Annotated in this window: 20 protein-coding genes; 12 read left to right on the top strand and 8 right to left on the bottom strand. The window is 71.3% G+C overall.

Going from position 1 to position 20634, the window contains the following annotated elements:
• Positions 1 to 2: 2 nt before the first annotated feature.
• The 4 genes from egtC (at position 3) to VET29_RS13520 (ending at position 4614) form a co-directional block, all read left to right on the top strand.
• A complete protein-coding gene (gene egtC / locus VET29_RS13535) occupies positions 3 to 749 on the top strand; it encodes an ergothioneine biosynthesis protein EgtC (RefSeq protein ID WP_324919769.1) in 747 nt (248 codons plus the stop codon).
• Positions 750 to 780: 31 nt separating this feature from the next.
• Positions 781 to 1749 carry an L-histidine N(alpha)-methyltransferase gene (gene egtD, locus VET29_RS13530; RefSeq protein WP_324919767.1) on the top strand — a complete coding sequence of 323 codons (969 nt, stop codon included), beginning with the start codon at positions 781 to 783 and terminating at the stop codon, positions 1747 to 1749.
• A gap of 224 nt (positions 1750 to 1973) precedes the next feature.
• On the top strand, positions 1974 to 3560 hold the full coding sequence (locus tag VET29_RS13525) for an alpha/beta hydrolase (RefSeq protein ID WP_324919765.1): 1587 nt from the start codon (positions 1974 to 1976) through the stop codon (positions 3558 to 3560).
• Positions 3561 to 3681: 121 nt separating this feature from the next.
• Complete coding sequence (locus tag VET29_RS13520) at positions 3682 to 4614, top strand: DNA-3-methyladenine glycosylase 2 family protein (protein ID WP_324919763.1); 933 nt, start codon at positions 3682 to 3684, stop codon at positions 4612 to 4614.
• 267 nt (positions 4615 to 4881) lie between these two features.
• On the opposite strand, the gene VET29_RS13515 is transcribed toward VET29_RS13520, so the two are convergent.
• Positions 4882 to 7686, bottom strand: a complete 2805-nt coding sequence (locus tag VET29_RS13515; RefSeq protein WP_324919761.1) for an aconitate hydratase — start codon at positions 7684 to 7686, stop codon at positions 4882 to 4884.
• A 99-nt stretch (positions 7687 to 7785) separates the two neighbouring features.
• Between VET29_RS13515 and VET29_RS13510 the strand changes: the two genes are divergently transcribed.
• Complete coding sequence (locus VET29_RS13510; protein WP_324919759.1) at positions 7786 to 8151, top strand: VOC family protein; 366 nt, start codon at positions 7786 to 7788, stop codon at positions 8149 to 8151.
• 112 nt (positions 8152 to 8263) lie between these two features.
• Here the strand turns inward: VET29_RS13510 and VET29_RS13505 are convergent, their stop codons facing one another.
• Both VET29_RS13505 and VET29_RS13500 read right to left on the bottom strand, forming a co-directional pair.
• Positions 8264 to 9796 carry a flagellar basal body protein FliL gene (locus tag VET29_RS13505; protein ID WP_324919757.1) on the bottom strand — a complete coding sequence of 511 codons (1533 nt, stop codon included), beginning with the start codon at positions 9794 to 9796 and terminating at the stop codon, positions 8264 to 8266.
• Positions 9793 to 10281, bottom strand: a complete 489-nt coding sequence (locus VET29_RS13500; protein WP_324919755.1) for a hypothetical protein — start codon at positions 10279 to 10281, stop codon at positions 9793 to 9795. The genes VET29_RS13505 and VET29_RS13500 overlap by 4 nt, the downstream gene beginning before the upstream one ends.
• Before the next feature lie 197 nt (positions 10282 to 10478).
• Here VET29_RS13500 and VET29_RS13495 point away from each other — a divergent pair, with 197 nt between their 5' ends.
• On the top strand, positions 10479 to 11753 hold the full coding sequence (locus VET29_RS13495; protein ID WP_414636493.1) for an NlpC/P60 family protein: 1275 nt from the start codon (positions 10479 to 10481) through the stop codon (positions 11751 to 11753).
• 3 nt (positions 11754 to 11756) lie between these two features.
• Here VET29_RS13495 and VET29_RS13490 read toward each other — a convergent pair whose 3' ends face one another.
• Genes VET29_RS13490 through VET29_RS13480 form a run of 3 tightly spaced genes read right to left on the bottom strand, consistent with a single transcriptional unit; the run spans position 11757 to position 13330 of the window.
• Entirely contained in the window at positions 11757 to 12506 is a 750-nt protein-coding gene (locus VET29_RS13490; RefSeq protein ID WP_324919753.1) for an SDR family oxidoreductase, read from the bottom strand.
• Positions 12499 to 12990 (bottom strand): cupin domain-containing protein, encoded by a 492-nt coding sequence (locus VET29_RS13485; protein ID WP_324919751.1) that lies wholly within the window; start codon positions 12988 to 12990, stop codon positions 12499 to 12501. Before VET29_RS13485 ends, VET29_RS13490 begins: the two co-directional genes overlap by 8 nt.
• A 10-nt stretch (positions 12991 to 13000) precedes the next feature.
• A complete protein-coding gene (locus VET29_RS13480) occupies positions 13001 to 13330 on the bottom strand; it encodes a TfoX/Sxy family protein (RefSeq protein ID WP_324919749.1) in 330 nt (109 codons plus the stop codon).
• Between the two features lie 224 nt (positions 13331 to 13554).
• On the opposite strand from VET29_RS13480, the gene VET29_RS13475 reads away from it, so the two are divergent.
• From VET29_RS13475 to VET29_RS13450, 6 genes are all read left to right on the top strand, one after another.
• Positions 13555 to 14625 carry a MoxR family ATPase gene (locus VET29_RS13475; RefSeq protein WP_324919747.1) on the top strand — a complete coding sequence of 357 codons (1071 nt, stop codon included), beginning with the start codon at positions 13555 to 13557 and terminating at the stop codon, positions 14623 to 14625.
• 82 nt (positions 14626 to 14707) lie between these two features.
• Entirely contained in the window at positions 14708 to 15592 is an 885-nt protein-coding gene (locus tag VET29_RS13470) for a DUF58 domain-containing protein (protein ID WP_324919783.1), read from the top strand.
• Entirely contained in the window at positions 15592 to 16584 is a 993-nt protein-coding gene (locus VET29_RS13465) for a VWA domain-containing protein (RefSeq protein WP_324919745.1), read from the top strand. The genes VET29_RS13470 and VET29_RS13465 overlap by 1 nt, the downstream gene beginning before the upstream one ends.
• Positions 16585 to 16683: 99 nt before the next feature.
• Positions 16684 to 17388: a beta-ketoacyl-ACP reductase gene (locus VET29_RS13460; protein ID WP_324919743.1), complete on the top strand. Its 705-nt coding sequence runs from the start codon at positions 16684 to 16686 to the stop codon at positions 17386 to 17388.
• A gap of 45 nt (positions 17389 to 17433) precedes the next feature.
• On the top strand, positions 17434 to 18201 hold the full coding sequence (gene fabI, locus VET29_RS13455) for an enoyl-ACP reductase FabI (protein WP_324919741.1): 768 nt from the start codon (positions 17434 to 17436) through the stop codon (positions 18199 to 18201).
• Between the two features lie 2 nt (positions 18202 to 18203).
• Complete coding sequence (locus VET29_RS13450) at positions 18204 to 19232, top strand: ferrochelatase (RefSeq protein ID WP_324919739.1); 1029 nt, start codon at positions 18204 to 18206, stop codon at positions 19230 to 19232.
• Here VET29_RS13450 and VET29_RS13445 read toward each other — a convergent pair.
• Both VET29_RS13445 and VET29_RS13440 read right to left on the bottom strand, forming a co-directional pair.
• Positions 19214 to 19792, bottom strand: a complete 579-nt coding sequence (locus tag VET29_RS13445) for a hypothetical protein (RefSeq protein ID WP_324919737.1) — start codon at positions 19790 to 19792, stop codon at positions 19214 to 19216. The genes VET29_RS13450 and VET29_RS13445 overlap by 19 nt on opposite strands.
• Positions 19782 to 20579 carry a hypothetical protein gene (locus VET29_RS13440; RefSeq protein WP_324919735.1) on the bottom strand — a complete coding sequence of 266 codons (798 nt, stop codon included), beginning with the start codon at positions 20577 to 20579 and terminating at the stop codon, positions 19782 to 19784. Before VET29_RS13440 ends, VET29_RS13445 begins: the two co-directional genes overlap by 11 nt.
• Positions 20580 to 20634: the final 55 nt, after the last annotated feature.

The raw sequence follows: 20634 nt of genomic DNA, 5'->3' as shown, positions 1-20634 counted from the left end.
CCGTGTGCCGGCATCTGGCCTACGTCGGCGAGCCCGTGCGGCTCGCCGACCTGCTGCTGACGCCGCCGCACTCGCTGCTGCGGCAGTCCTGGGCGCCGCGCGACATGCGTGGCGGCGGGACGGTGAACGCGGACGGCTACGGCATCGGTTGGTACGCGGGAGATCCCGAACCCGTCCGGCTCCGCCGCGTCGGTCCCATGTGGACCGACGCGGCGTTGCCGGGACTGGCCGGTTCCGTCACCACCGGCGGCGTGCTGGCGGCCGTCCGCTCGGCCACCGTCGGCATGCCGGTCGTGGAGACCGCCTGCGCGCCCTTCACCGCCGGGCCGTGGCTGTTCAGCCACAACGGCCTGGTGCGTGGCTGGCCGTCGTCGGTCGCCGGGCTGGCCGGGCGGCTGCCGGTGACCGATCTGTTGCTGATGGACGCGCCAACGGACGCCGCGCTGCTGTGGCTGCTGCTGCGGGCGCGCCTGACCGCGGGCGAGGAACCGGCCGGCGCGGTGGCCTCGGTCGTGACCGAGGTGGCCGCGGCCGCGCCGGACTCGCGGCTGAACCTGTTGCTGACCAACGGTTCGACGATCGTCGGCACCGCGTGGACGCACGCTCTGTGGGTGCGTGCGCGGCCCGGTGCCGCGGTCGTGGCGTCCGAACCGTACGACGAGGACCCGAGCTGGCGGGAGGTGCCCGACGGGCACCTCGTGACGGCGACACCGTCCAGTGTGGACATTATCGAGGTGGGAGCACGATGAACGAAGGCTGCGCAGCGATCGAGGTGCTGTCATGACGGACCTGACCGTCCACCTGACCCAGGACGACATCGTCCGGTCCCTGCGGTCGGACGTGCTGACCGGACTGACGGCGACCCCGAAGACGTTGCCGCCCAAGTGGTTCTACGACGCGCGGGGGAGCGAGCTGTTCGAGGCGATCACCCGCCTGCCCGAGTACTACCCGACCAGGGCCGAGCGGGAGGTACTGGCCGCGCATGCCGACGAGATCGCCGAGCTGACCGGCGCGCACACGCTGGTGGAGCTGGGCTCCGGCTCGTCGGAGAAGACCCGGCTGCTGCTGGACGCGTTGCGGCGCAGGGAGACCCTCCGCGAGATCGTGGCGCTGGACGTGTCCGACTCCGCCCTGGAGGCGTCGGTCGCGGTGCTGCGCGCGGACTACGCGCCGGCGACCGTCCACGGCGTGGTCGGCGACTTCACCAGGCACCTGGCCCTGCTGCCGGGCGGCGAGCCCCGCATGGTGGCGTTCCTGGGCGGCACGATCGGCAACCTGGTCCCGGCCGAACGCGCGAAGTTCCTGTCCGCGCTGCGGGACGACCTGGAGACGGGGGAGTGGCTGCTGCTGGGCACGGACCTGGTGAAGGACCCCGCGACACTGGTCGCGGCGTACGACGACGCGGCAGGCGTGACGGCGGAGTTCAACCGCAACGTCCTGCGGGTGCTGAACCGTGAGCTGGACGCGGACTTCGACGTGTCCGCGTTCGAGCACGTGGCGCGCTGGGACGCCGAGGAGGAGTGGATCGAGATGCGCCTGCGTGCCACCAGGGCCATGGCGGTGCACGTCCGCGGGCTCGACCTGACGGTGCCGTTCGAGGCGGGCGAGGAGCTGCACACGGAGGTCTCGGCGAAGTTCCGGCGGGCCCGCGTGGCGGCCGAGCTTGCCGAGGCGGGCTTCGGCCTGACCAGGTGGTGGACCGACGGCGAGGGCCGCTTCGGCGTCTCCCTGGCGCGGGCGGTCGGCTGATCGGCGTGGCTGAGGGGCCGTGGCCGCGTGGTCACGGCCCTTACCTACTTTCGGGCTTGGCCGAACGCTCTAGCCGGTTCGCCCGATCTGTCTATATTAAAGATCATCACATTGTGTGACTCTTTCGACTGTTGCTGTGACGAGACGTCGCTCCAGGTCGGGAGAAGGGTTCTGTCGTGTCTGCAAGACCCACACGCTCGGTCCGGCGGGGTGCCACCGTCCTGGTGGCCCTCGCAACCGGGGCGATCGGTCTGGTGGCGCCCGGCGCCGCCTCCGCCGCGCCCGCAACCGCGAAGGCTCCGGCCCCGATCTCCTGGAGCCAGTGTCCCGCCGACGAGCTCGACGGCCTCCCCGCCGACGAGCTTCCCCGGTACAGCTGCGCCGACTACGCGGTGCCGCTGGACCACGACAAGCCGCGACTCGGCACCATCAACATCGCGTTGATGCGGCGTGCGGCCAACAACCAGGCCGCGCGGATCGGCTCGCTGTTCCTCAACCCGGGCGGTCCCGGCGGCAGTGGCTTCAACCTGCCGATGGCCGGGAGCGCCATCTTCGAGCCGGGGGTACTCGACCGGTTCGACCTGATCGGCTTCGACCCGCGCGGCGTCGCACGCAGCACGCCACTGCGCTGCTTCGCGACCGCGGAGGACGCCGACGAGGTGTTCGGCCGCATGGCCGCGCTGCCGGTCACGGCCCGGGAGGAGGCGTCGACCCTCAAGGCGCTCAAGGACTACGGCCAGTTCTGCGCCCGGTTCGCCGGTCCGCTGCTCGAGCACATGTCGACGAAGGACGTCGCCCGTGACCTCGACGTGCTGCGCCAGGCCGTCGGCGACGCCAAGCTGAACTACGTCGGCTTCTCCTACGGCACGCTGCTGGGCGCGACGTATGTCAACCTGTTCCCGAACAAGACCCGCGCGATCATCCTGGACGGCAACGTCGACCCGAACCTGCGCCTGCACGACGGCGTCGAGTACGACCGCCAGCGCACCAACGGCTTCGAGATCTCCCTCGACGCCATGCTGGCCCGCTGCGACGCGGCGGGCGCCGGCTGCTCGTTCAGCGGCGGCGCGCGGCAGAAGTACGACGAACTGCGTGACCACCTGCGGAACGAGGGGCCGATCACCCTGGCCGACGGTGAGGTCGTCGACGAGGGCACGCTGACCGGCACGGTCGCGGGCGTGCTGTACGCGCCGGAGGTCTTCACACAGCTGGCGGACATCCTGCAGGCGCTGTGGAACGCGATCAACCCGGCGTCGCGTTCGGCGATCACCGTGACCGGCGAGGCGGTGCGGGCGCTGCAGGGCACGACCCGGCAGGGCAGGGCGGACATCCTGCCGGACACGCCGTACCTGAGCGACGACTCGTACCTCGCGGTGAACTGCTCGGACAAGCCGTTCCACAACCGGCCGTCCGGCATTCCGGCGCTGGCCGACAGGTGGGAGCGCCAGATGCCGAGCTTCGGCCGGTACCTGGCGTGGGGCGACCCGGCGGGGTGCCCGACCTGGCCGGTGCGCGATCCGGACACCTACAACGGGCCGTGGAACAAGCGGACCGACAACCCGGTGCTGGTGTTCGGCAACTACTACGACCCGGCCACGCAGTACGAGTTCGCGCGGCGCATGTCGCGGCAGCTGGGCAACGCACGGCTGGTGAGCGTCGACTCGTTCGGCCACTGCATCCTCGGCGGCAGCGCGTGCACCGACCGGATCGCGGCCGACTTCCTCGTCAACCTGCGGGTTCCGGGCTCCGGCACGGTGTGCCACCCGGACGTGCAGCCGTTCCCCGGCGCGCCGCGGGCACGGACGAGCTGAGGTGACCTCGGGCGGCCGGTGACGTGGGACACCGGCCGCCCGACTCCTTTCCCGCACGAAAGTCCCTTTCACAAACCCCGCCCCAGCCTTTTTGTCGGTGCCTCCCGGCACAGTGCACCCCATGACAACCTTCGACCAGATCACCTGGTTCAACCTGACCGTCGACGGCCCGTTCGACCTCACCACGAGCGCCCGGTTCCTGGAGGGCTTCGCCCCGGCCGCCCGCGCCGGCGCGGCCGCGACCCCTGGCGAGCTACGCCTGGCGTTCCCGGTGGCGCCCAGTTGGCGCCCCGCCGGGGTACTGGTACGACAACCGGTGCCCGGGGGTCCCCTCCGCGTGGCCATCCGAGCCGAACAGTCCGACGTGGACGACGTGGTGGCGGCCGTCCGCCGCATCCTGTCGATCGACGTGGCGGGCTCGGGCTTCCCGGACGTGGGCGCCCGGGACCCCGTGGTCGGCGCCCTCCAAAGGCGCCATCCGGGCCTGCGCCCGGTGGCGTTCCACTCGCCGTACGAGGCCGCGTGCTACGCGATCCTCAGCCACCGGGTCCGCATGACCCAGGCCGCGGCGATCAAGCAACAGCTGGCCGTGCGCCTGGGCGACACGGTGGACGTGCACGGCGAGACGATGCCGACGTTCCCGGCGCCGGCGGTGTTGCTGGCGCAACCACACGTGCCGATGGTGAGCGAGCTGAAGAGCGACCGCATGAAGGCCGTGGCGAAGGCCACGCTGGAAGGCCGGCTGGACGCGGCGGAGCTGAGGTCCCTGCCGGTGCGGGAGGCGTTGACGCGGCTGAAGGAGCTCCCGGGCATCGGCAGCTTCTCGGCGGAGCTCGTGTTGCTCCGCGGCGCCGCCCACCCGGACGTCTTCCCGGAGGCGGAGGAACGCCTGCACGAGGAGATGAGACGTGCCTACCGGGCGACGACGAAGAGTGACCTGATCGCGATAGCCGAATCCTGGGCGCCGTACCGCACCTGGGTGGCCCTGCTGATGAGGGTCAACCGGGAGGAGGAGACGAAGGAGATCGCCACGGGCAGACGAGCCACCCGCTGACCCCGGCCGCCACCTGGAACCGCGACAACCGAACGGCAACGCCGGCAGGGGGTCTCCGGCACGGCTCCCACAGCCGACCCGGCGATGGCGGGCGTGGCGAGAAGGCGGGCGCCAGCCTCCTCTGCCCGACCGCCATCGCTCACGGATGCCTGCCCCGCGGGCTGTTCCGCGAGTCGCTGTCGTGCACGGGCCACCCGCGGGTGGCCGATCGCTCCTTGAAAACACCGGTGCCGGCGACCAACGGCCGCCGGCACCGGGACACAGAGATCAGCTGTTGACCATCTTGCGCAGCACGTACTGCATGATGCCGCCGTTGCGGTAGTAGTCGGCCTCACCAGGCGTGTCGATGCGGAGGACCGCGTCGAACTCCGTGGTGGTGCCGTCCTCGCGCGTGGCGGTCACCTTCACCGTGCGCGGGGTCTCGCCGTCGTTGAGCGCCGTCACGCCCTCGATGGTGAACTTCTCCGTGCCGTCGAGTCCCAGTGACGACGCCGAGTCGCCCTGCGGGAACTGCAGCGGCAGCACGCCCATGCCGATCAGGTTCGACCGGTGGATCCGCTCGAACGACTCGGCGATGACCGCTCGCACGCCCAGCAGGGACGTCCCCTTCGCGGCCCAGTCACGGGACGAGCCCGAGCCGTACTCCTTGCCCGCCAGCACGACCAGCGGCACCCCGGCCTCCGCGTAGGCGACCGACGCGTCGTAGATCGTCGTCTGCGGCGCGTCGAGCGCGAGGAAGTTACGGGTGAACCCGCCCTGCACGTCGTCCAGCAGCAGGTTGCGCAGCCGGATGTTCGCGAACGTCCCGCGGATCATCACCTCGTGGTTGCCGCGCCGGGAGCCGTAGGAGTTGAAGTCCCTGCGCTCCACGCCGTGCTCGGTCAGGTACTTGCCGGCGGGCGAGTCCTGCTTGATCGCTCCGGCCGGCGAGATGTGGTCCGTGGTCACCGAGTCGCCGAGCAGGGCCAGCACGTGGGCGTCCGCGATGTCGGTGACGGGGGTGGGTTCCGGCGACATGCCCTCGAAGTACGGGGGCTTGCGCACGTAGGTCGAGTCGGCGGCCCAGTCGAAGGTGTTGCCAGACGGCGTCGGCAGCGACTGCCAGCGCTCGTCGCCCGCGAACACGTCCGCGTAGTCCTTCGTGAACATCTCCGACGAGATCGCCGACGCCACGACCTCCTGGACCTCCTGCGGCGACGGCCAGATGTCCGCCAGGTACACCGGCTCACCGTCGGACCCGGTGCCCAGCGGCTCGGTCGTGATGTCCTTGTCCATCGACCCGGCCAGCGCGTACGCCACCACGAGCGGCGGCGACGCCAGGTAGTTCATCTTGATGTCCGGGTTGATCCGGCCCTCGAAGTTGCGGTTGCCGGACAGCACGGACACCACCGCGAGGTCGGCGTCGTTCACGGCCGCGGAGATCTCCTCCTGCAGCGGACCCGAGTTGCCGATGCACGTGGTGCAGCCGTAGCCGACCAGGTGGAAGCCCAGCTTCTCCAGGTACGGCAGCAGGCCCGCGCGCTCGTAGTAGTCCATGACCACCTTCGAGCCCGGCGCCAGCGTCGTCTTCACCCACGGCTTGCGGGAAAGGCCCTTGTCGACGGCCTTCTTCGCGAGCAGCGCCGCGCCGATCATGACCGACGGGTTCGACGTGTTGGTGCACGACGTGATCGCCGCGATCGCGACGGCGCCGTGGTCCACCTCGAACGAGGCGCCGTCGAGGGTCACGGGTGTCGGCTTCGACGGCCGGCCCTCCGCTCCCTCGGCCGCGGTGAAGTGCTCTGGCCTGCCGTCACCGTTGCCCGAACCGGAGTACGCGGGCGCGTCGGAGGCGGGGAAGGACTCCTCGACCGACTCGTCCACCGGGGACTGTGGCGCGTCCGAGGTGTACGAACCAAGCGCGGAACGGAACGCGGGCTTGGCGTCCGACAGCGCGATCCGGTCCTGCGGCCGCTTCGGCCCGGCGATCGACGGGACCACGGTGGACAGGTCGAGCGACAGTGTCTCGGAGAAGGCGGGCTCGGCCGACGCGTCGTGCCACAGGCCCTGCTCCTTGGCGTACGCCTCGACCAGCGCGACCTGCTCGGCAGAGCGGCCGGTGAACTTCAGGTACTCGATGGTCTCGCCGTCGATCGGGAAGATCGCGCACGTCGAGCCGAACTCGGGGCTCATGTTGCCGATCGTGGCGCGGTTGGCGAGCGGCACGGCCGACACCCCCGCGCCGTAGAACTCGACGAACTTGCCGACCACGCCGTGGTCACGCAGCATCTCGGTGATCGTCAGCACCAGGTCGGTCGCGGTGGCGCCGGCCGGCAGCTCGCCCTCCAGCCTGAAGCCGACCACGCGCGGGATGAGCATCGACACCGGCTGGCCGAGCATCGCGGCCTCGGCCTCGATGCCGCCGACGCCCCAGCCCAGCACCCCCAGGCCGTTGACCATGGTCGTGTGGCTGTCGGTGCCGACGAGCGTGTCCGGGTAGGCCTGCCCGCCACGGGTCATCACGACGCGGGCCAGGTGCTCGATGTTGACCTGGTGCACGATGCCGGTGCCCGGAGGCACGACCTTGAACTCGTCGAACGCGCTCTGCCCCCAGCGCAGGAACTGGTAGCGCTCCTTGTTGCGCTCGTACTCGAGGTCGACGTTGCGCTCGAAGGCGTCCGGCCGGCCGAAGATGTCCGCGATCACCGAGTGGTCGATCACCAGCTCGGCCGGGGCCAGCGGGTTGACCTTGGCGGGATCGCCGCCGAGCGCGGTGACGGCCTCGCGCATGGTCGCGAGGTCCACGACGCACGGCACGCCGGTGAAGTCCTGCATGACCACGCGGCCGGGGGTGAACTGGATCTCCGTCGACGGCTCGGCGGACGGGTCCCAGCCGGCGAGCGCGTTGACGTGGTCGGCGGTGATGTTGGTGCCGTCCTCGGTGCGCAGCAGGTTCTCGAGCAGGATCTTCAGGCTGTAGGGGAGACGTTCCGAGCCCTTGACGGCATCGAGCCGAAACACCTCGTGCGAGGCATCGCCGACCGTCAGTGACTGGCGTGCGCCGAAGGTGTCCTTGCTTGCTGGTGCGGTCACGTCCAACTCCATTGGCCTGTGGTGTTCAGTTCGGGACTACCTCTCTGGACGCAAACAGTACGCTTGTCCTGTATTCGACGCCAAGGGAGGGTCGCCACCATGCTGCACCACGTACAGATAGCCGCACCCGCGGGCAGCGAAGATCGGCTTCGGGCGTTCTACACCGGCGTGCTCGGCTGGGAGGAGCTGCCGAAGCCGCCGCTGCTGGCGGTCCGGGGCGGCTGCTGGTTCCGGGTTCCCGGCCGCGGCGGCCCCGACGCCGAGCTCCACGTCGGCATCGAGGACGACTTCCGCCCGGCGAGGAAGGCCCACCCGGCGTTCGTGGTCGACATCGACGCGACGGCCACCACGATCGAGGCCGCCGGCCATGCCGTCCGGTGGGCCGACCCGGCCGAGATCCCCGGCCGCAAGCGCTTCCACACCAACGACCCGTGCGGGAACAGACTCGAGTTCCTCGAAGGGTGATCGCGGATCGCGGAGCGGCTCGGTCACCGGGTGGCCGTCGTGTCGTACCGGAGCTGGAAAAGCGAACGTCCGGCACCCCGCGAGGGAGTGCCGGACGTCGACCCGGAGAAGACTACTTGCTGTTGGACACCAGGGCGATGACGTCCTCCGGAGTGAGATCCGACAGGGCGGACAGGCCCAGCTCGCTGTAGGTGCGGAGCGGGCTGACGTACCACTTGCCGTCGACCTCGGTGGCGACCACGCCGGTGTTCTTCAGGAGGCCGGACGCCAGGTGGGTCAGTGCCTGCTGCATGTCGGCGCTCATCTTGCTGGTGCCCAGCTCGCCCGCGATGTCGCTGGCGCACAGCTGCTGGGTCTCGCCCTCACCCTCGGCGGTGTAGCAGTCGCCGTTCTTGGTGACGTGGTAGGTCTGGCCGTCGGACTTGACCTCGATGTCCTTCAGCATCACGCGCTGGCCACCGGTCTCCGCCTTGGTCGACTCGGTCTCCAGCTTCGTGACCTCCACACCGGACGACTTCGGGCTGCCCAGCTCGTCGATCAGTGCGGGGCCCGCGTCGTGCAGCGCACCCATCTCGTCCGGCGGCAGCAGCTCGATGACCCGCTCGGCGTCACCGTTGATCGCGGCCTGCACCATCTCCTTGACCGCGTCGTCGGCGCTGCCGGCGCCGTTGTTCGGGATCGGCTTCGACGGCCATTCCTTCTTCGCGCTCCGCAGACCGTAGTCGGCGACCGTGTAGAACAGGCTCGGGTACCACTTGTCGTCGACCTTCACGGTCGCGATGCGGATCGGCTCGCCGGACTCGCGCACGACCTTCGCGATGTCGACCTTCTCGTCGGTCGGCTCGGAGTTCACTCCGTCCGGGAACGCCGCCTTCATGAAGTCCTCGGTCAGCGGCAGGTCGCTGACGTCCGAGTGGAACGTCACGGTGCCGCCGATGAGCTTGGTGATGGTCAGGTGGTCGTTGACCTTCTCCGCGCCGTCCTCGTCGTACTTCAGGTTCGCTGCCTTGACGGACGCCCCGTGCAGCGTGTTCGGGTCGGCGTCCTTCTTGTAGACGTTGAGCTCCTGCAGCCGCTTGGTGGTCTTCGAGTTGAAGTCGACCAGCAGCGACGACTCGGCCGGCGTCAGGCTCTCCAGCACGCCGAGCACGTCACCCTGGCTGAGGCTGTCGACCAGGTTGGTCGCGGCCTGCGTCGGGTTGTCCTCACCGCCGGAGCCTGCCTCGCTGCGGTTGAGCACGAAGACCGTCGCGGCGATGCCGACCGCGACCACGACCACCGCGGCGATCGCGCCGATGATCGGGCCCTTGCCCTTCTTCTTGGGCGTCTCGCCGTAGCCGCCGCCGGCAAGACCGCCGTAGTTCGGCTGCTGCCCGTACGGCGGCTGGCCGTACTGCTGGGGCTGAGGGCCGGTCTGCGGGAAGCCCTGGGGACCGGTCTGCGGCTGCTGGGGAAAACCCTGTGGGCCGGTCTGCGGCTGCTGCGGAAAACCTTGGGGGCCGGCCTGCGGCTGGGGGAAACCCTGTGGGTTGCTCTGGGGATACCCGCCCTGCTGCGGGTGGCCCTGGCCGTAGCCCTGCTGGCCGTAGCCCCCCGGCTGGTTCGGATCCTGTGGCTGCCATTGGCCGCCAGGTGGATAGGTCACGATTCCCCTCCTGCTTTTTCGGTCGCTTTTCCGCGCCGCCCGGCGAAGACGCACACCACCCCGGACAACGTCAGCACCGCGCCGACCAACGTCGTCATGGGGCCGGCGTTCGAGATGCCGAGGTGGACATCCTCGCCACCGCTTGAGACGGACGCCGCCCCCGCGATGGTTCCGCCGATTATCGCGATCAGGGCGGAAATCGTTGCGGCGGACCTCCGTAACCCCAGCGCGTACACGACCACGCCCAGCGTGCTGACCGGGATCAGCAGGGTCCACGCGTCCAGGACCAGCGCCAACGGGCTGCCGTCGAGCAACCGGACGGACCGGATGATCGCGATCGACTCGTAGCTGTCCCGCAGCACGGTGCCGGAGATCACCCAGGGCAGGAACGTACCCACCGCGACCGTCACCAAACCCGCCGCGGTCAGCGCGGCGCCGGCGAGGCCGACCCGGGTGTGCGGCCGGGTCGCGAGTTTGGTCAGCACCCGGCCCATGGTGTCAGGGCTGGTGAGGGCGCCGGCCGACACCCTGAGTGAGTCCACTGTGTTCTATGGGGTGAAAGTTGCCCCAGATGTCGATGGTTCTCGTGGTGCGGCTGGTGAGAAATGTGTCCACAGTGGCACAGTGGCCTTGCTGAGCCCCAGTTCAGGGCGTGTGCGGACGGCGCGAGGGAGGGTGCACCGTGGGCGGCACGAGGCTTCGAATCGTGGTCGTGTCGCTGCTGCTCACCGTCGGCATGGGCGCCGGCACGGCGGTCGCCGTCCCACCACCGCCGCCGAACCCGAGCGACGACCAGCTGGGCTCGAGCAAGGCCGACGCCCGGGCCAAGGCGACGAGGGTCGGCGAGCTCACCAGCCAGGTCGCGGAGGCGGAGTCCCAGCTCGACCAGCTACAGGCCGACGTCGAGCTGAAGATGGAGGACGCCAACCGCGCGCTGGTCGACCTGCGGACCGCCCAGGACGAGGCCGCCGCGGCGAAGACGGACGCCGACGAGGCCAAGGCCGCCGCCGACGGCGCGGGCCAGGACGTCACCGACGCCCGCCAGGCCCTCGACGACTTCGCCGCCGGCAGCTACAAGCAGGGCTCCACGATCGGTTCGATGTCGGCCTACATCGGGTCGAAGAGCCCGGACGACCTCCTGGCGCGGGCCCAGCTGCTCGGCGCGGTCGCCGCCAGCCAGCTCGACGCGCTGGACGGCATGGAGCTGGCCAGGACCGAGAAGGCCAACAAGGACTCGGCGGCCCGCGAGGCCATGGACATCGCGAACCAGAAGCAGGCGGACGCGCTGACCGCCAAGGCCGCGGCCGACGCCGCGATGGCCGCCGCGCAGCGGGCCCAGGCCAACCAGTCGGCGGCCACCCAGCAGCTGGAGGCCCAGAAGAACGCGGCGGAGGCCCAGCTCACGGAGGCCCAGTCCAACGCGGCCGGGTTGCAGGGGCAGCGACAGGCGTACCTGGACTGGCTCGCGGCCAAGCAGGCGGAGGAGGCGGCGCAGAACCAGCCGCCGCCGTCGAGCGGTGGCCCGGCGCCGTCGAGCGGTGACGCCCAGGCGGTGATCGGGCGGGCGATGTCCCAGCTGGGTGTCCCCTACGCGTGGGGCGGGGGCGACGTCTACGGGCCGACCCAGGGCATCCGCGACGGTGGCGTGGCGGACCTGTTCGGCGACTACGACAAGGTCGGCTTCGACTGTTCCGGCCTCATGGTCTACGCGTTCGCCGCGGCCGGGAAACGACTGCCGCACTACAGCGGCTACCAGGCGACCGCGGGCCGGCGCGTGCCGCTGTCCCAGAAGGCGCCGGGGGACATGCTGTTCTGGGCCACGCGGGGCAGGATCCACCACGTCGCCCTGTACATCGGCGACGAACGGATGGTGGAGGCGCCGTTCTCGGGCTCCCACGTACGCGTCGCGGCGGTCCGCTACGGCGGCATCGTCGGCTACGCGACCAGGCCGCTCTGACGGTCACCAGGTGGGGTGGCTGCCGACCCCGCCGTCGACGACCAGGTTGTGGCCGGTGATCCACTCGGCGAGCGGTGACGCCAGGAAGACGCACGCGTTGCCGACGTCGGCCGGCGTGCCGAGGCGGCCCAGTGGCGCGGCCTTCCGCCAGCGTTCCACGCCGGCGGGCCAGTCCTCCGCCAGCCCGGGACGGTCGATGAGCCCGGGGGAGACCGTGTTCACGCGGATGCCCCGCGCTCCGTACTCCAGCGCCGCGTTCCGTGCGTGCATCACCAGGGCGGCCTTCGCCGAGCTGTAGTGCGCGTGCCCCGGCGACGGTTGCGCGGCCTCGATCGACGCGATGTGGATGACCGACCCGCCCGACATGACCTCGGCCGCTGCCTGCGTACACGAGAAGGCGCTGGTCAGGTTCGTCTCCAACATCAGCCGCCAGGCCGCCACCGGCATCTCCGGCAGCGGCTCCACCGGCTGGATGCCGGCGTTGTTGACCAGCGTGTCGAGCCGCCCGCCCCACGTCACCACGGCCCGCACGAGCGCATGGCACGCGCCGTCGTCGGCCAGGTCGGCCGCGAGCGCCACGGCCTGCCCACCGGCCGCCTCGATCTCCGCGACGACGGCGGCCGCCCGGTCGGCCTGCCGGTGGTAGTGCACGGCGACCGCACTGCCCGCCGCCGCGAACCGCAGCGCGATCCCGCGGCCGATGCCGCCGCTCGCGCCGGTCACCAGGGCCACCGTGCCGGTCAGGTCAAGCATCGGACATCCGCACCGGCGCGTCGGGGCGGCACAGGACCCGGATCCGGTCGGCGACCGACGGGTACCGGGCACACAGCTCCTCCGCGTCGCCGCCTTGGTAGTCCGACGGGACGAACCCCGGCGCCATCGTGGTCCCGCACAGCGCCCACCGGCCGCCGGCCGCCACCTGTGCGCCCATCCACGTGCCGGCGGGCACGGTCAGCTGGGGTCCCAGCGGTTCGACGCGTGCTCGTCCGGACGGGGACAGCAGCAGCAACTCCACCGGGTCGCCGCGGTAAAAGTGCCACACCTCGTCGATGGGCAGCCGGTGCATCGCCGAGAACAGGCCGTCCGGCGCCGACAGCAGGAGGAGGATCGCCGAGCCCGCCGGCCGGCCGGTCTCGTCCGTAGGGCCCGCCCACGTCCGGCGGAACAGGCCGCCCTCGACGGGCAGCGGCGCCAGCCCGTACCGGGCGGCGATGTCGGCGACGTCCTTGCTCAGCACGGGCACGAAGCTACTTGGCCGGCAACGACCGCGCGAAGGAGACGCCCCGGTCCACCCACTCGGCGAGCCGGGCGTCGTCGTCGAGGACGGCGGCGTCGACGCGCAGCCAGCCACGCATCTCGCGGCCACCCATGATCGCCGTGTGCACGTGGTCGTCGAGCAGGTCCACGACGTCCTCGGGGTCGACGCGGACCAGCAGCCCGCCCCTGCCGCTGGCCGACACGGACATGTTGCCGTTGACGAGGAACGCCAGACCGCCGAACATCCGCCGCTCCAGGACACCCCGCTCGGTGGCGACGAGCTCCCGGATCCGCTCGGCAAGCTCGCGGTCGTAGGCCATGGCGGCGATTATCGCAGCCGTTCGACCGTCGTGACCGCTCCCGCGGCCGGCCGGACGGGGCCGAGAACGCCCGGGTGCCACCCGGGCCGACAATCGCCTTCCCGCGTTTCGCCCTGGTGGGGCACGCCTTCCGCCCTTGGTCGGTGGGTAGTTCACAGCCGTCATACCGTTCGTCCGGTCTCCTGTAGATCGGAGAGTTGGTGCTTCATGAGGAGGTTGTGTCAGTGACCGAGCCGGCGGAGTCGGTGAATGGATCGGGGAGCGACGCGCCCGTCAGCACGCCGGCCCGGGACGGACAGCTGCTCGAACGCACCGTGTTCGAGGTCAAGCGCGTCATCGTGGGACAGGACCGGCTGGTCGAGCGCATGCTCGTCGGCCTGTTGTCCAAGGGCCACCTGCTCCTCGAAGGCGTCCCCGGCGTCGCGAAGACCCTGGCCGTGGAGACCTTCGCCAAGGTCGTCGGCGGGTCGTTCACGCGTGTGCAGTTCACCCCCGACCTCGTGCCGGCCGACATCCTCGGCACCCGGATCTACCGGCAGGGCACCGAGAAGTTCGACGTGGAGCTGGGTCCCGTGGTCGCGAACTTCGTGCTCGCCGACGAGATCAACCGCGCGCCGGCCAAGGTGCAGTCGGCCATGCTCGAGGTGATGGCCGAGCGGCACGTGTCCATCGGCGGCCAGACCTTCCCGATGCCCGACCCGTTCCTCGTGCTGGCCACGCAGAACCCGATCGAGAACGAGGGCGTCTACCCGCTGCCGGAGGCGCAGCGCGACCGGTTCCTCTTCAAGATCATCGTGGACTACCCGACGGCCGAGGAGGAGCGCGAGATCGTCTACCGGATGGGGGTGACCGCCCCGGAGCCGAGCCAGGTGCTCAGCCCCGCGGAGCTGGTCCGCCTGCAGGACGTGGCCTCCCGCGTCTTCGTCCACCACGCGCTGGTCGACTACACGGTCCGCGTCGTGCTCGCGACCCGCACACCCGCCGAGCACGGCCTCCAGGACGTGGCCGGCTGGGTCGCCTACGGCGCCTCGCCGCGGGCCAGCCTCGGCATCGTCGCCGCCTCCCGCGCCCTGGCGCTGATCCGCGGCCGCGACTACGTGCTGCCGCAGGACGTCGTGGACGTGGTGCCGGACGTGCTGCGCCACCGCCTCGTGCTGTCCTACGACGCGCTCGCCGACGGCGTGCCGATCGACCACATCGTGTCCCGTGTGCTGCAGACCGTGCCGCTGCCCCAGGTCTCCGCCCGCCCGCAGTCGGGCGGGGTGCAGCCGCCGCCGGTCGGGGTGGGCCGGTAGGTGAGCGAAGCGGACGGTCGGGGCAGTGAGTAAGAAGAAGGAGCGGCCGGGCTGGGCACCGCCGATCCTGCAGGGCGACCGGATGGAGCACGGGCTCCGGCTGCTCGAGCTGGACGTGCGCCGCCGGCTCGACGGGCTCCTGCAGGGCAACCACCTCGGCCTCGTGCCGGGGCCCGGCTCCGAGCCGGGGGAGGCACGCACCTACCAGCCCGGCGACGACGTGCGCCGCATGGACTGGGCGGTCACGGCACGCACGACCGTGCCGCACATCCGGGAGACGGTCGCCGACCGCGAGCTGGAGACGTGGCTGGTCGTCGACCTGTCCGCGAGCCTGGACTTCGGCACCGCCGCGTGCGAGAAGCGGGACCTGGTGGTGGCCGCCACGGCCGCGGTCGCGCACCTCACCGGTGGTGGCGGCAACCGCATCGGGGCGATCATCTCGACCGGCGCGACGACCATCCGCGTCCCGGCGCGGGGTGGGCTCGCGCACGCCCGCGGCCTGGTGCGCAAGGTCGCCGAGACCCCACGCGCGCCGGAGGGCACCCGGGGTGACCTGCGGGAGGCGATGGAGCAGCTCCGCCGCCCGCCGCGCCGCCGCGGTCTCGCGGTGGTGATCTCCGACTTCCTCGGCGACCTCGAGTGGCAGCGCCCGCTGCGTGGCCTGTCCACCAGGCACGAGCTGATCGCCATCGAGGTGCTCGACCCGCGCGACATCGACCTGCCGGAGGTCGGCCTGGTCGTGCTGTCCGACCCGGAGACCGGCCGGCAGCGCGAGGTGCACGCCTCCGCCCTGCTGCGCAGGGAGTTCGCCGCCGCGGCGGCCGAGCACCGGTCCGCCGTCGCGGCCGCCGTCCGCGGCGCGGGCGGGGGACACCTGGTCCTGCGCACCGACTCGGACTGGATCGCGGACACCGTACGTTTCGTCGTCGCCCGCAAGCGGCGCTGGTCCGGGGGAGGAGTGGCCTGATGTTCGGCCTCAGCTTCGGCGGATTCACCGCCCCCTGGTGGTTCCTGCTGCTGATCGTGGTCGTGCTGCTGGTGGTCGGCTACGTCGTGGTGCAGCGGATGCGCCACCGGCGGATCATGCGGTTCACCAACCTCGCGCTGCTGGAGCGGGTGGTGCCCAGGCAGCAGACCTGGGTGCGGCACGTGCCCGCCGTGGTCCTGGTGGTCGCGTTGACGCTGCTGACCACGGCGATGGCCGGCCCCACCGCCGAGCAGCGGGTGCCCCGCAACCGCGCGACCGTGATGCTCGTGATCGACGTGTCGCTGTCGATGGAGGCCACCGACGTCAAGCCGTCCCGGCTCAAGGCCGCGAAGGACGCCGCGAAGGACTTCGCCAACGGCCTCACACCGGGCATCAACCTCGGCCTCATCTCCTTCGCCGGCACCGCGAGCGTGATGGTCTCGCCGACCACCGACCGCGCGGGCGTGGCCAAGGCCATCGACAACCTGCGGCTCGCCGAGTCCACCGCGACCGGTGAGGCGATCTTCGCGGCGCTGCAGTCGATCGAGGGCTTCGCACAGATCGTCGGCGGCGCGGACGGTGCCCCGCCGGCCCGGATCGTGCTCATGAGCGACGGGAAGCAGACCGTCCCGACCGACGACGCGGACGACCCGAGGGGCGCGTTCACCGCGGCCAGGCAGGCGAAGGACACGAAGGTCCCGGTGTCCACGATCTCGTACGGCACCACCGAGGGCGAGGTCACGATCGACGGCAAGAGCCAGGCCGTGCCGGTCGACGACGAGTCCATGAAGCAGATCGCGGACCTGTCCGGCGGCGAGTTCTACAAGGCGGCGAGCGCCGACGAGCTGCACCGGGTGTACGACACGCTGGGTGAGCAGATCGGCTACGAGACCAAGGACGCCGACGCCAGCAAGCCGTGGCTCATGCTCGGCACCCTCGCGGCCCTCCTCGCGGCGGGCAGCGCCCTGCTGATCGGCCAACGCCTACCGTGACCTCGCCGACAACCGGACAGAGCCGTGCGCGCCGCCGTCCCTGCCGGCGGATAGCCTTGCCGACGGACATGAAGGTTGTGCCAGCAAGGAGATCGCGCCGTGGGTCGTTCAGTACTGGTAACAGGGGGTAACCGGGGCATCGGTCTGGCCATCGCCAGGGCGTTCGCCGCGCAGGGCGACGAGGTGGCGGTGACCTACCGGGGCAAGCCGGCGCCGGAGGACCTGTTCGGGGTGCGTTGCGACGTCACCGACACCGGCCAGGTCGACGCCGCGTTCAAGGAGATCGAGGAGAAGCAGGGCGCGGTCGAGGTGCTGGTCGCCAACGCCGGCATCACCGACGACACGCTGCTCATGCGGATGACCGAGGAGCAGTTCACCCGGGTCCTCGACGCGAACCTGACCGGCGCGTTCCGGGTCGCGAAGCGGGCCACCCGCGCGATGCTCAAGGCCCGCTGGGGTCGGATGATCTTCATCTCGTCGGTGGTCGGCCTGAGCGGCGGCCCCGGCCAGATCAACTACGCGGCCAGCAAGGCGGGCCTGATCGGCGTGGCCCGCTCGGTCACCAGGGAGCTGGGCGGGCGCAACATCACCGCGAACGTGATCACCCCGGGCTTCATCGCGACCGACATGACCGACGCCGTGTCCGAGGAGCGCAAGCAGACGATCCTCGCCAGCGTGCCGGCCGGCCGCTACGGGCAGACCGACGAGGTCGCCGCGGCCGTCACGTTCCTCGCCTCCGACGCCGCCGCCTACATCAACGGCGCGGTGCTGCCGGTCGATGGCGGGCTCGGGATGGGGCACTGACACACTGACCCCGACCCAACGTCATCTTCCCAGGAGGAACGGCAAGTGACCGGTCTGCTCGAAGGCAAGCGCCTGCTCATCACCGGTGTCATCACCGAGGCGTCGATCGCGTTCCACGCGGCGAGGGCCGCCCAGGAGCAGGGCGCGCAGGTCGTGCTCACCGGGTTCGGCCGGATGAGCCTCGTGGAGCGGATCGCCAAGCGCCTGCCGACGCCGCCGCCGGTAATCGAGCTGGACGTGCAGAACCAGGAGCACCTGGACACGCTGGCCGACCGGGTGCGCGAGCACGTGGACGGGCTCGACGGCGTGCTGCACTCGATCGGGTTCGCCCCACAGACCTGCCTCGGCGCGCCGTTCCTCGACGCGCCGGGCGCGGACGTGTCGGTCGCGATCGAGGTGTCGGCGTTCTCGTTCAAGTCGCTGGCCGTCGCGTGCCTGCCGCTGCTCGGCCGGGGCGCCTCGATCGTCGGCATGGACTTCGACGCGCGGGTCGCGTGGCCGGCCTACAACTGGATGGGCGTGGCGAAGGCGGCGCTGGAGTCGGTGAACCGCTACCTGGCGCGTGACCTCGGACCGCGGGGCATCCGCGTGAACCTGGTGTCGGCGGGTCCGGTGAAGACGATGGCGGCCAAGTCGATCCCGGGCTTCAACGAGCTGGAGGACGGCTGGGGCGACCGGGCGCCGCTCGGCTGGGACGCCGAGGACGCCACGCCGGTCGCGAAGTCCATCTGCGCGGTCCTGTCCGACTGGCTGCCGGCCACCACCGGGTCGATGATCATGGTCGACGGCGGCGTGCACGCGACGGGCCAGTAGCGGTGGACGCGTTGCTGTGGCTGTCGTTCGGCGGGCCGGACAAGCCCGCCGACGTACGGCCGTTCCTGGAGAACGTGACCAGGGGCCGGGGCGTGCCACCGGAGCGGCTGGACGAGGTCGAGCAGCACTACCTCGGGTTCGGCGGCGTGTCGCCGATCAACGCGCTGAACCGGGCCGCGATCTCGGCGGTCGAGGCCGAGCTGGCGGCGCAGGGCATCGACCTGCCGGTGTACTTCGGCAACCGCAACTGGCACCCGATGGTCGAGGACACGCTCTCCGCGATGTACCACGACGGGGTGAGGTCCGCCCTGGTCTTCCCGACCAGTGCGTACGGCGGGTACTCGGCGTGCCGGCAGTACGACGAGGACATCACCCGTGCGCGTGACGCGGTGGGGGACGGCGCGCCGGACCTGACGAAGCTGCGGCACTTCTTCGACCACCCCCTGTTCGTCGCGGCGTTCGCGGACGCGGTGCGCGCGGCCGCCGAGGGGCTGGGGGAGCACCGGCTGGTGTTCACCGCGCATTCGGTGCCGATGTCGGCCGACGCGGCGTCCGGGCCGCCCGCCGAGGGCGGTCACCGGTACTCGAAGCAGATCGCGGAGGCCGCGCGGCTGGTGGCCGAGGACCTGGGCGTCACGGAGTACGACGTGGTGTGGCAGTCCCGGTCGGGGCCGCCGCAGGTGCCGTGGCTGGAGCCGGACATCCTCGACCACCTGGATGCCCTGCACGGCAAGGGAGTCCCGGCCGTGTTGCTGTGTCCGGTCGGGTTCGTGAGCGACCACCTCGAGGTCGTGTGGGACCTCGACACGGAGGCCGCGGAGAAGGCGGCCTCGTACGGCATGGGCTTCGCCAGGGCGGTCGCGCCGAGCGGGGACCCGCGGTTCGCGCGGCTGATCGTGGAGCTGGTGAAGGAACAACTGGCCGACGCGCCCGTCCGGAAGCTGTCGGACTTCCCCGTGGGCGGGTGCACCGTGAACGGCGCGCCCTGCGCGGTCGGGTGCTGTGAGCCGCCTCAGCGGAGCCGCAGGTAGGCCTCGCCGCGCGGCGAGAGCCGGTAGCCGACCTCGAGGCTCAGTGTCAGGCCGAGGTTCTTCAGCTTCCGCACGTCCACCTTGAACGGGAGCATCTCGCGGCCCAGCTCGTCCGCGAGGTCGCCCGCCCGGACGGCCGGGCGTTCCCGAATGATGACAAGCGTTTGCTCGGTCCACGGGCCGTGGCCGCTGGCGTGGTCGAGCCGCGCCAGCCGGCGCGTGATCCCCTCGACGTCCTCAGTGGACAGCTGGACCGTCTCGGCCAGCACCGTACGGGGATCCTCGTCCCGCGCCGGCCGTAGCCGCAGCAGGAAGACGGGATCCCCTGGCGTGCCACGTAGATCCGCGACCACCTCGGCGACCGACCCGTAGCCGGCGGCGAGCGCGTCGGCCCGGCGGATGCGGGACGGCGCGATCTCGGTGACCTCGTCGACGACGATCCGCCCGGCAGCGGTCCGGTAGGTGTTGCCCGCGGTGGCCTGCCGGCGTTTCCACCGGCGGAAGATCACCGTGATCGACCCGTCCTGAATCCCGGCCCACAGCCGTTTCTCAATGAGCATCGGTCACGTCGAGGGCGCGGACCGCGTCGGCGACCGCCGCGCAGCGGGCCGTGCGGACGGCGTGGAACAGGGGCCGCAGGGCCTCGGCACGCTTGAGGGCGGACGACGCCGACAGGGCGCCACCCGGCTCGTCCTCCATGGCCAGCTCCAGGATCGCCGCCACCTCGGCCGCGCGCTGCAGCACCCGCAGCGCCCGCTGCGGCATGCCCTCCGGCCACCGGGACTTCGTGCGTTCCGCGACCCGGGCCTGCAGCTCCTCGCGGACCCCGGCCCGCCGCTTGGCGACGCCGAGCTCGATCAGCATGCCGGCCGCGACACGCATCGCGCCGGTCAGCTCGTGCTCGGCCTCGCCGAGCGGCACGTTCGGCGTCGGCGTGGTGCGGTCGATCTCGAAGACGGTCCACCGGATGATGCCGGTGTCGACGTTGCCGCCGACGCGTTCCGGCACGATGCCGAGGCCGCCCACGACCACCGCCTCGCCGGCACGTAAGGCTTCCGAGGCGAACCGGCTGGCGCCGCCGAGGCCGCGTACGTCGCCGGGGACCGGCATGACGAGCTCGGCGTTGACCGCGCCGGAGCGGCGCAGCGCGGCGAGCAACGCGGCGGGTGACCCGCCTGCCTCGCCACGAACAGGGAGCTCGAGAGTGGAGGCGAGCCGCTCGTCCGCGGCGACCACCTCGTGCAGCTCGGCCCAGTCCTGCAGGGCGTCGAGCACATCGTCAGCAGCGGCCGCGCCACTCAGCCAGGCTGAGCTCCACACCGCCAGAGTCGCGCTGGGGGATGACACACGGGAAAGGTTACGCGACGATGCTCAGCCGACTTTCGGGTAGGTTGATCTCACG

Source organism: Actinophytocola sp. (genome assembly GCF_035634895.1).
GTDB lineage: Bacteria > Actinomycetota > Actinomycetes > Mycobacteriales > Pseudonocardiaceae > Actinophytocola.
The sequence above is the reverse complement of the archived record's forward strand: the minus strand, read 5'-3'. Positions and strand labels throughout refer to the sequence as shown.

Bases quoted from the DNA above. Each gene is read 5' to 3' on its own strand.
- egtD (WP_324919767.1), top strand. From the start codon at position 781: ATGACGGACCTGACCGTCCACCTGACCCAGGACGACATCGTCCGGTCC.
- VET29_RS13520 (WP_324919763.1), top strand. From the start codon at position 3,682: ATGACAACCTTCGACCAGATCACCTGGTTCAACCTGACCGTCGACGGC.
- VET29_RS13510 (WP_324919759.1), top strand. From the start codon at position 7,786: ATGCTGCACCACGTACAGATAGCCGCACCCGCGGGCAGCGAAGATCGG.
- VET29_RS13490 (WP_324919753.1), bottom strand. From the start codon at position 12,506: ATGCTTGACCTGACCGGCACGGTGGCCCTGGTGACCGGCGCGAGCGGC.
- VET29_RS13480 (WP_324919749.1), bottom strand. From the start codon at position 13,330: ATGGCCTACGACCGCGAGCTTGCCGAGCGGATCCGGGAGCTCGTCGCC.
- VET29_RS13470 (WP_324919783.1), top strand. From the start codon at position 14,708: ATGGAGCACGGGCTCCGGCTGCTCGAGCTGGACGTGCGCCGCCGGCTC.
- VET29_RS13465 (WP_324919745.1), top strand. From the start codon at position 15,592: ATGTTCGGCCTCAGCTTCGGCGGATTCACCGCCCCCTGGTGGTTCCTG.
- VET29_RS13445 (WP_324919737.1), bottom strand. From the start codon at position 19,792: ATGCTCATTGAGAAACGGCTGTGGGCCGGGATTCAGGACGGGTCGATC.